General features: G+C 47.5%; 7 protein-coding genes. 4 read left to right on the top strand and 3 right to left on the bottom strand.

Features of this window, described 5'->3' with window-relative positions:
* Positions 1-87 precede the first annotated feature (87 nt).
* Together DIT71_RS15180 and pilB are read right to left on the bottom strand one after the other, a co-directional pair.
* On the bottom strand, positions 88-1,305 hold the full coding sequence (locus tag DIT71_RS15180) for a type II secretion system F family protein (RefSeq protein ID WP_114614057.1): 1,218 nt from the start codon (positions 1,303-1,305) through the stop codon (positions 88-90).
* 2 nt (positions 1,306-1,307) lie between these two features.
* The gene (pilB, locus tag DIT71_RS15185) at positions 1,308-3,023 is read right to left on the bottom strand and encodes a type IV-A pilus assembly ATPase PilB (protein ID WP_114614058.1); all 1,716 of its coding nucleotides are present in this window, start codon (positions 3,021-3,023) and stop codon (positions 1,308-1,310) included.
* Positions 3,024-3,333: 310 nt separating this feature from the next.
* Here pilB and DIT71_RS15190 point away from each other — a divergent pair, with 310 nt between their 5' ends.
* The 4 genes from DIT71_RS15190 to DIT71_RS15205 all read left to right on the top strand — a co-directional run bounded on the left by DIT71_RS15190 (position 3,334) and on the right by DIT71_RS15205 (position 7,984).
* Complete coding sequence (locus DIT71_RS15190) at positions 3,334-3,777, top strand: pilin (RefSeq protein WP_158538977.1); 444 nt, start codon at positions 3,334-3,336, stop codon at positions 3,775-3,777.
* Between the two features lie 251 nt (positions 3,778-4,028).
* Entirely contained in the window at positions 4,029-5,987 is a 1,959-nt protein-coding gene (locus DIT71_RS15195; RefSeq protein ID WP_114614060.1) for a tetratricopeptide repeat protein, read from the top strand.
* Positions 5,988-6,020: 33 nt separating this feature from the next.
* Positions 6,021-6,884 (top strand): glycosyltransferase family 2 protein, encoded by an 864-nt coding sequence (locus DIT71_RS15200; protein WP_114614061.1) that lies wholly within the window; start codon positions 6,021-6,023, stop codon positions 6,882-6,884.
* 68 nt (positions 6,885-6,952) lie between these two features.
* Complete coding sequence (locus tag DIT71_RS15205) at positions 6,953-7,984, top strand: UDP-N-acetylglucosamine 2-epimerase (RefSeq protein WP_158538978.1); 1,032 nt, start codon at positions 6,953-6,955, stop codon at positions 7,982-7,984.
* 10 nt (positions 7,985-7,994) lie between these two features.
* Here the strand turns inward: DIT71_RS15205 and DIT71_RS15210 are convergent, their stop codons facing one another.
* Positions 7,995-9,119, bottom strand: coding sequence for a glycosyltransferase (locus DIT71_RS15210; RefSeq protein ID WP_114614063.1), 1,125 nt, complete (start codon positions 9,117-9,119; stop codon positions 7,995-7,997).
* Positions 9,120-9,653 lie beyond the last annotated feature (534 nt).

Here is a 9,653-nt window from a genome sequence, read left to right on the forward strand (position 1 = left end):
GGGGAACGTTGGAAGCGGTGAGGGAAGTCAGGTTTGTTGGATTAGGCCCCTATGAGAGGCCGTAATCCGGCAGCAGAACCAGACAAATCAAACCACCTGACCCATCTGGAAGATCGGCAGATACATCCCGATAATCAGGCCACCCACCAAAACACCAAGAACCGCCATAATCATTGGCTCCATCAGAGCAGTCAGGTTATCAACCATATCGTCAACAACCCCCTCGTAATGGTCAGCAACCTTCTCCAGCATCTCATCCAGATTACCGGACTCCTCACCAATTGAGGTCAGCTGCACAGCCATCACCGGAAAGACCCCGGTCGTTTTCATAGAGGCCTGCAACTGAGTACCGCTGGAAACATCATCCTTAATCTTCATCACCGCATCGCGATACACCGCATTACCGGTAGCACCGGCAACCGAGTCCAGTGCATCCACCAGAGGAACACCGGAAGCGAAAGTGGTAGAAAGTACCCTGCCAAACTTGGCAACAGCAGATTTGTCCAGGATTTCACCAACGATGGGCAGTTTCAGCACATACTTGTCTACGAAATCGGAGAACTTCAGTGACTTCTTCTTGGCTTCCTTGAAAAGAAAAATTGTGCCCACAATTCCAAGCAGTACAACGAACCACCACTTCTGCATCCATTCGGATATCCCGATAATGAACTGAGTGAACACCGGCAAGTCCGCACCAAAGCCCTGGAACAGGCTCTCAAACTGCGGCACCACCTTAACCAGCAAAATGGCGGTTACCACAATAGCCACCACCACAACCGCAATCGGGTAGGTCATGGCTTTCTTGACCTTTTTCTTGAGAGTCTCAGTTTTCTCAAGATACATGGCAATCCGGTCGAGCATTTGCTCCAGCGCACCGGCTTTCTCACCAGAGTCCACAAGGTTGCAGTAGAGGTTATCAAAGTACTTGGGATGACGGCGCAAAGCATTAGCGAAGCTGGTACCGGATGCCACATCATTTCGCACCGCCGCAATCAACTCCCTAAGACCCTGGTTTTCCAGGCCATCGGTCACGATGTCAAAGCTCTGAACCAGTGGCACCCCTGCCTTCATCATCGTCGCCATCTGTCGGGTAAACATGGCAATATCGAACGGCGTGATCTTCTTACTACCACCAAACAACGGCTTGGGTTTTTTCTTTACCTTGTCCGGAATGATACCTTGTTTGCGCAACTGGGCCTTGACCAGCGCAAGATTCGTCCCGTTCACCTCACCCTTGGACTTGTTGCCCTTGCGGTCTTTACCTTCCCAGACGAACGCCTGAAGTTTCTCTGTTTTTGCTGCCATGCTTAATCCTTCGTCACGCGGTTGGCTTCCTCGAGGCTGGTCACACCCTCAATCACCTTTTTGAGGGCAGACTGGCGCAAGTTCGGAAAGCCTTCGGCCTGTGCCTGCTTTGCAATTTTAATGGAGCTGGCCTCTTCCATAATCATGCTCGCCAGCTCGTCGGTAATCTTGACCACCTCGTAAATCCCGACGCGGCCTTTATATCCTCCATTGCATTTATCACAGCCCTTGGGGCGGTACAACGTGAACCCTGTATCAATTTGTTCCTGTGTGAACCCCTCCGCTAAAAGCACGTCTTTCGGGATATCGGCCGCCTGCTTGCAGGAATTGCACAACCGGCGGCCCAAGCGCTGGGCAATAATTAGGCTCACGGACGTAGCAATGTTGAAGGCAGGCACGCCCATATTCATCATCCGCGTCAGTGTTTCCGCGGCACTGTTGGTGTGCAGGGTAGAAAGCACGAGGTGGCCCGTCTGCGCGGCCTTGATGGCAATGTTTGCGGTTTCCAGGTCACGGATCTCGCCCACCATGATGATGTCCGGGTCCTGACGCAGGAATGCCCTTAGGGCTTCGGCAAAACCCAGCCCGACCCGATTGTTCACGTTGACCTGATTCACGCCTTCCAGGTTGATCTCGGCCGGATCTTCCGCTGTGGAGATGTTGCGCTCTGTGGTGTTAAGGATATTAAGGCCGGTGTAAAGCGAAACCGTTTTACCGGAACCGGTAGGTCCGGTCACCAGAATCATCCCCTGTGGCTGCTCAAGGGCATCCATGTAGAGCTTTTTCTGTTCTTCCTCGTACCCCAGGGCGTCGATGCCCATTTTCGCCTGGCTGGGATCCAGGATCCGCAGAACAATTTTCTCACCCCACAAGGTAGGCAGGGTGTTCACGCGAAAATCGATCGCCTTGGTTTTGGACAGCTTCATCTTGATCCGGCCGTCCTGGGGCACCCGGCGCTCGGAAATGTCCAGTTGCGCCATGATCTTTATACGGGCTGAAATCTTCGGTGCCAGCTTAATCGAAGGGCGGGATATTTCCTTTAGGATGCCGTCAGTCCGGTAACGTACCCGGTAGGTCTTTTCATAAGGCTCAAAGTGCACATCTGAGGCGCCACCTCGAATGGCATCAAGCAGCATCTTGTTCACATACTTAACAATGGGCGCGTCATCAACATCCGTGGCCGCCACAACGGCATCATCGTCCTGTTCACCGCCTTCGGTCTCGACACCCTCCAGATCAGCATCGTCCAAGTCGCCCATGGTGCTGTCCTGGGATTCAAGGTATTTATCAATGGCGGCACGAAGTTTTGCATCGTCAACCAGGATGGCATCGGTACTCAGGCCGGTATTGAATTTGATCTCGTCGAGCGCCTGAATGTTTGTGGGGTCTGACACTGCTATAAAGAGTCGATTTCCACGCTTATAGAGCGGTAGCGCGTTATGCTTGCGCACAAGTTTCTCGTCAACCACCTTCTCCGGCATCATTTCCGGCAGGAAAGAGCTGAGGTCCAGCACTGATACTCCGAACTCCATGGCAGCAGAGAAAGCCAGTCCGCTGCTGTTTGCGAGGTCGTTCTGCACCAGGTAGGTAATTAGTGGGATTCTGTTCTGGGAAGCCTGAATAAAAGCATCTTTCGCCGTTGCTTCGTCCAGAAGGCCATCCTCGACAAATCGCCGGGCAAGACCTGTCAGCGTCACATTGGAGTTGTTAGTAGCCATAGAGGATTTAAGAATGCCGCCTAAGTTGCTGAAATTTTGTCAGGTGTGAATTAACCAGAGTTTAGATGGATGGGATGCGTTTGGAAAGTCAGTGTTTTTGTCTGGTGGAGGTGACCAAAATCGTCACTGGTTGACGGGTGCGGGCACTTGAGGGCGATCATAAATATGTAGTCATGAAGGGCATTTTATCGTCTAGGTCTCTGATAGAACCTAGGAAATTAGAAATTTATTACATTTGGCACGCGCCATGCTAGTTACAGATCAGGCTGCTCCCACTGGAGTGTGACTGACGAAATTTTGGAGATAAATTATGAAAAAAGTTCAACAGGGTTTTACTTTGATCGAACTTATGATCGTTGTGGCGATCATTGGCATTCTTGCGGCAGTTGCTATCCCCGCTTACCAGGATTACACGGTACGTGCGCAAGTTTCTGAAGGTCTGAGTTTGGCATCTGGTGCAAAAACTGCGTTAGCTGAATACTACAATCATCGTGGCAGCTTCCCATCCTCGAATAGTTCTTTGGGCTTGGAAGCACCCGGGTCCATTCAAGGCAGCTACGTAAGTCAGGTTGACGCAGGTGCGACTCCTGGTGTGATTGCTGTCACCTACGGTGGGTCTGTTAACGATGTTATCAGCGGTGCAATTCTGGATGTATCTGCTATAACCTCTGCAGGTAGCATAAAGTGGACATGTAGAGACGGTGGTGGCACAAAGACTTTGGAAGACAAGTATTTGCCGACCAACTGCCGGTAATGATATTGGACTTTCTAGCCACAAAAAAGGCCCGCGTTAGCGGGTCTTTTTTGTGGCTAGAAAGTAAAAGGGCGACCGGATAATCCTGACCTAATAGTAGCAATAACCCTCTGTTGATCTTCCCCGTAAAGTAGTCAAGCTCATTTGAAATTGTATTTTTATGCAGCATTGACTCGCTTCATTACAGGAGATTGTCGATAATAAGGGGGCGGGGGCCTTAACGACCAAACTTTAATTGAGAAGGTGTTAGTTTGACCATCTGCCGTTATAAATTACTGTTGGCGTCTTCAAGTTGGCTGATTTTGCTTCTTCTTGGCTTCGTCGTCTATTATCCTGGGCTCCACGGCAACTTTATATTTGATGATTTTCCAAACCTGAGAGCTCTCGGTTTTTATGGTGGTGTCACTGACTGGGATACTTTCCACTCTTATGTTTTTGGAGGTTTTTCGGGTCCAACTGGTAGGCCGATCTCCCTTCTTTCTTTTCTTTTGAATGCGAATAACTGGCCAGCAGATCCGTTTGGATTTAAGTACACCAATGTGTTGTTACATCTCCTAAACGGTACTCTTTTATTCACAGTAACATTGCAGGTCCTCCGGCTCAGAGAGTCGCTTGCCTACAGCCAGCGCGTATGGATTGCCTTGATTGTTGCGGGGTTGTGGCTTTTGCACCCATACCTGACGTCGACAACGTTGTATATTATTCAGCGTATGGCGATGCTCTCTGCGATGTTCTGCCTGATCGGCATTTGTTTGTATCTTCATGGTCGTTTTCAAATAATGACGGCTCCGACAAAAGGTTACGCGATTATGACACTAGGTGTGGGCCTAGGGACCGTTCTCGCAACGTTTTCGAAGGAGAATGGTGCAGCTCTTGCCCTTATGGTGTTATGCCTTGAATCGACGGTCGTTCGCGCAAATAGCCGCCTTCCCGCACTTAATCGGTTTTGGAAGTGGATTGTATTGGTTCTTCCATCTATCGCCCTTGCAATCTTATTGTTAAAGGGTCCAGTGGTGAACGGTTGGTTTCAAGACTACGGGACCAGAGATTTTTCTCCTTATGAAAGAGTATTGACTCAATTCCGAGTTGTTCTTTCCTATCTTCAAAATTGGTTTATCCCGAGCTCTTCTGGAGGGCAGATATTTTACGATGACCTCGAAATCAGTCGTGGAATTTTTGCACCATTTACCACGTTTCTTTCTGCTGTACTGGTAATCGGCCTCATCAGTTTTTCGATCATAAAACGAAAAACCTGGCCGATAACAGCATTTGCAATCCTGTTTTACTTCGCGTCTTTAGCAATCGAGTCCACAACGATTCGTCTGGAAATGAAGTTTGATCATCGTATTTACCTTGGTAGTGCGTTTCTCTTTCTGCCTATCATATGGTGGGTATCACAGAATTTGAGGCCATTGCTGAAATCTTCGCTCGGTATTGCTGTTATCGCTTTGTTTGCCGGGCTGACGTTTTCAGCATCTAGCCTGTGGGGGGATTATCAGAAGCTCACGATGGTTTGGGCAGCCCAAAAGCCTGGTTCTGTTCGTTCACAAACCGAGGCAGCCCAAATGTTATTCGCGAATGGGCGATTGCTTGAGTCCAGAGAATTGTTGAACGAGGCTGCAGACCGAATTCCTGATGATTTCCGTCTACGCCTGACGCAGGTGCTGGTTCAGTGTATGACTGGGGGGGCCAGTCCTGAGGACGTCATGGAAGTAAAGTCACTCTCTGAAGCAGGCCCTTACAGACATACCGACTTTAACCTTCTGAATAGTCTCATAACGAGCGCATCAAGCGATAACTGTAAGGGGATATCCTCTCAAGATGCCATGGTAATTACGGAAAAATTGCTCAATAGTTCATCATACACGTCTCCCGATGCGCTGGCGTACGCGCACCTACATTACTACCATGGGCTGGCGTTGTTACAGGCTGGCGAGCGAGAAAAAGGGCTTAAGATGCTCGAAAAAGCACTCAAGTCACGTTCGTCGTTGCATATGAGAATGAATATCGCCGCGTACAAAGCCAGTGCCGGGCTTTTTAAGCAAGCTCTGAATGACGCAAGATTTGTGAAGGAAAGGCTCGAGTCTGGTGAAATAGCCGGACGTGCAGCTGCGGAATCACCGCCGTTACACGAGGTTGAGCATTTTATCCGGGTAGTAGAAGATGACTTCGCAGGCGAGGATCAGTCGCCTGAAGATAGAAGCCGGTAGGGCCCCACAAAAATCTTTAAGGTAAACTCGTACATGGAAGCTTCTGTAGTAATTCCCGCAAAGAACGAATCTGGGTCACTACCCTCCTTGATCAAGAAACTTGTAGCTTTGTCTGGGCTGAAAGAGATCGTTGTTGTCGATGATGGGTCCACTGACGGCACCGGTGACATTGCAGAACAGCTGGGTGCAAGAGTTGTTCGTCATCCCTATTCAAAGGGTAATGGTGCTGCGATAAAGAGTGGAGCTAGAGCTGCCACAGGAGATGTCCTTCTCTTCATGGATGCGGATGGTCAGCATTCTCCAGACGATGTTCACCGGCTTTTGCAGAAGCTTGATCAAGGTTTTGATATGGTCGTAGGCGCTCGCCAAGCAGGCTCCCAGGCAAGTGTTGGCAGGGGATTTGCCAACAAATTTTATAATCGACTCGCAAGTTACATGACAGGCCAGAAAGTCGAAGATCTTACATCTGGATTCAGAGCTGTCAGGAGGGATAAATTCCTGCAGTTCCTTAGTCTTCTGCCCAATGGCTTTTCTTATCCTACCACATCCACCATGGCCTTTTTCAGGGCGGGTTATTCAGTATGCTACGAGCCAATTCATGCTGCACAACGCGACGGGAAAAGTCATATTAAACCGCTTCAGGACGGTATTCGTTTCCTTCTGATTATTTTCAAGATTGGCACACTTTATTCTCCTCTAAAGCTTTTTGTACCTTTGGCGTTTGCTCTGTTTTGTTTGGGGCTGGGTTACTATGGGTATACGTTCACTACCGAAGGACGATTTACCAATATGAGCGCACTTCTTTTGACAACATCCCTAACAATTTTCCTTGTCGGGCTTGTTTCAGAGCAAATCACTTCTCTGTTATACAGTAGTTCCGATAAATATAACGAGTAGCCCAAGGCATCAATATGATTCATATTTTCTTGGGCACAAAGGCGCAGTTAATTAAGATGGCGCCTATAATGAAACTACTGAGAGATCGCGGGATCCCGTATAACTTTATTCATTCGGGCCAGCATCAGGAAACAATATCAGACATCATCTCTGATTTTCAGATTCGAAGCCCAGATTATTACATCGCTAATGGGCCGGACGTAAAAAGCAAATCCCAGGTGCCCAAGTGGTTGTATCTCTGTGCCGCAAGAACCGGCAAGAATTCAGGATGTTGGGCAGGCCGCAAGAAAGGCGATAAAGATATTGTGCTTGTTCATGGGGATACACTCTCAACGCTAGCGGGAGCTCTGGCAGCCAAGCGAATGGGATTTCAATGTGCCCACATTGAGAGCGGGCTGAGGTCCTTCAATATCTTCCACCCCTTTCCGGAGGAGCTAATCAGGCTTGCGACGTTCAGGTTGGCCAGCGTCCTTTATTGTCCTGATGCGTCTGCCGTAGCTAATGTCTCGTCACTGAAGAAGGTTACGATAAACACTCAAGGCAATACCATGCTAGATGCAACAAGGTTAGCGGTTGAGGTTTCCAGGCGTTCTGGCTTTTCGGATTTTGGTATTGTCTCAGTGCATAGGTATGAGAATATTTTTAATGCAGAACGGTTTTCGTGGCTGGTTGACACAATTATCCGCATTTCAAAGCGTCATCGACTCTTTTTTATCATGCACCCGCCAACGGAGCAGAAGCTTCGTGCCAGTGGGCTTTACAGTAAACTTGAGGCCCAGCCAAACATCGAGTTGAAAAAGCGCTTGGGATATTTCGACTTTTCTGGCCTATTGGCAAGCGCGCAGTTTTTGGTGACTGACGGTGGGAGCAATCAGGAAGAAAGTAGTTATCTAGGGCTTCCCTGCCTAGTGATGAGAAAGGCGACGGAACGCAGTGAAGGCGTTGGTCAAAACGTTGTAATCTCCAATTACGAAAGCGGAACGATTACGAAATTTTTTGATAATCTGGCTAACTACCGCGCTGAACCAACCCTCAGTAAAAATTCGCCGACGGAGATAATCGTTAAGCATCTTGAAAATTTCTATGGAAATATAGGGTGATTTCTTGGGATCACTTTCTAGTCCCATTACACATATCATCGCAAACTCTTGCAGCTCTTGCTTTCCACGTGTGGTTTACCTGAAGTGATTTTAGCATCGTTCTTTTAGACTCCAGAATCTCAGGTTGTAGCACTAGCTCGTCAATAAAATTAGCAATTTCATCCGCACTTTTTACCCAGCCAAAGCCTTCCGACTCAACTATCCTAGCTGTTTCACCCCCGGGGGTACACAATATTGGCAATGCGAACCCTATTGATTCATAGATTTTGATTGGTACCGAAAAATCGACATAACTACCAGGATCACGAGCAACTGCAAAGAGGTCACTTTCCCTATACAGAGGTAACAAATCTTTACCGGAAAGGTGCACAATTTTTATTTGTTCATTTAATAACGGTTTATAAAGAGCACTCACCTTATTCCATTCTTTTTCACGACAACATATCGTTAAAGAAACTTTTGCTTTCGAATCTTTAATTGCAGCTAACAAAGGTCTTAAATCGTACGTTGGCGGCTCAATTCCTCCTACATAAAAAATTTTCAGGTCTTTTGAGTGTTGAGTTTTGTTATCCGTGTGGTCAATCTCTGCTCCAGGAGGTAGATAGCGCAGATTCGTGAATTTATGGATCCATGGTAGGACTCGTGCCATGGCGGCTGAAGGTAAGTAAAGCGTATTAAGGTATTTCGTATGATACCAGAGGTCGAACCAGTGGAGAGGAATTGTAACTAAACGCCCCCACCAAGGTAACATCTCCTTGTAAGAGACATCCCGCCAATAGACATCTCTGTTAAACAAAGAAACAGGTACTCCGTTTTCTTTACAAAAAGCGAGAAATCGATGATCAACTAGAGGATTTAATGGCAAACGATGCGATTCGGACATGGCGAACGGGATGGTTAAATTTTCAGAATAGGCGAAATCGAATCGCTCACCCTGCTGAATTCTGATCTTCACCTCACGCATTCGAGAAGTTCGGGTCCTCAAGTCCCCTGTCACTTCGATAACAGTAGCTCCAAGCTCTTTGAATGCTTTTAACATCTTGTAAGGTCTAACCTCACTTCCTGACTTTCCACTTTCAGTTATTGTCCTAGGATGATGGTAGATTATTTTAAGATTTGAATAGTCTTTAGTCATCGGGATAGAGTGTCCATGTTGCAATATTTGCTCGCCATCTATTTATTCGTAGACCATATTCTAAAGCTGCTTCTTTTAACTTTTCAGAAATCGTAAGATCGTGCCTTTTGCTGATTTTAAAAATAGGAATTACTGGAGGAAGTATGCCCGTTATAACAAAAAAGCTTTGCAATTGGAGACTTTTTTGAATTATATAATCCACCCGCTGTTCGCAACTTTTTAGTGACGAGCTCTTTAAAGCAATTTCTCGCTGGATGAATTACCATAACACTGGGCGCGTACCCAATTTTTAGTCCAAGCTCAGTAGCGCGCACCCTCCAATCTACGTCCCTCCCCGAGAGCAGTGAGCTGTTAAATAAACCAACCTTTTTAAGCGATTGCTTGTGGGAAAACATATTTGCCGTCACAGAGTAAGAGCGCTCATTTAATATTTCATGCTGTTGAAATGCAAATACTTTCCCATAAATCTGTAGTGGTCAACTAATCCCGGACAGTATTTTAAGTTTTTCTTCCGCAATCACCGGTGGCATGCCT

Source organism: Marinobacter vulgaris, from assembly GCF_003344045.1.
Lineage (GTDB): Bacteria > Pseudomonadota > Gammaproteobacteria > Pseudomonadales > Oleiphilaceae > Marinobacter > Marinobacter vulgaris.

Excerpts from the sequence above, each read along its gene's own strand:
- DIT71_RS15180 (WP_114614057.1), bottom strand. The coding sequence starts at position 1,305 with ATGGCAGCAAAAACAGAGAAACTTCAGGCGTTCGTCTGGGAAGGTAAA.
- DIT71_RS15190 (WP_158538977.1), top strand. The coding sequence starts at position 3,334 with ATGAAAAAAGTTCAACAGGGTTTTACTTTGATCGAACTTATGATCGTT.
- DIT71_RS15200 (WP_114614061.1), top strand. The coding sequence starts at position 6,021 with ATGGAAGCTTCTGTAGTAATTCCCGCAAAGAACGAATCTGGGTCACTA.
- pilB (WP_114614058.1), bottom strand. The coding sequence starts at position 3,023 with ATGGCTACTAACAACTCCAATGTGACGCTGACAGGTCTTGCCCGGCGA.
- DIT71_RS15205 (WP_158538978.1), top strand. The coding sequence starts at position 6,953 with ATGAAACTACTGAGAGATCGCGGGATCCCGTATAACTTTATTCATTCG.
- DIT71_RS15210 (WP_114614063.1), bottom strand. The coding sequence starts at position 9,119 with ATGACTAAAGACTATTCAAATCTTAAAATAATCTACCATCATCCTAGG.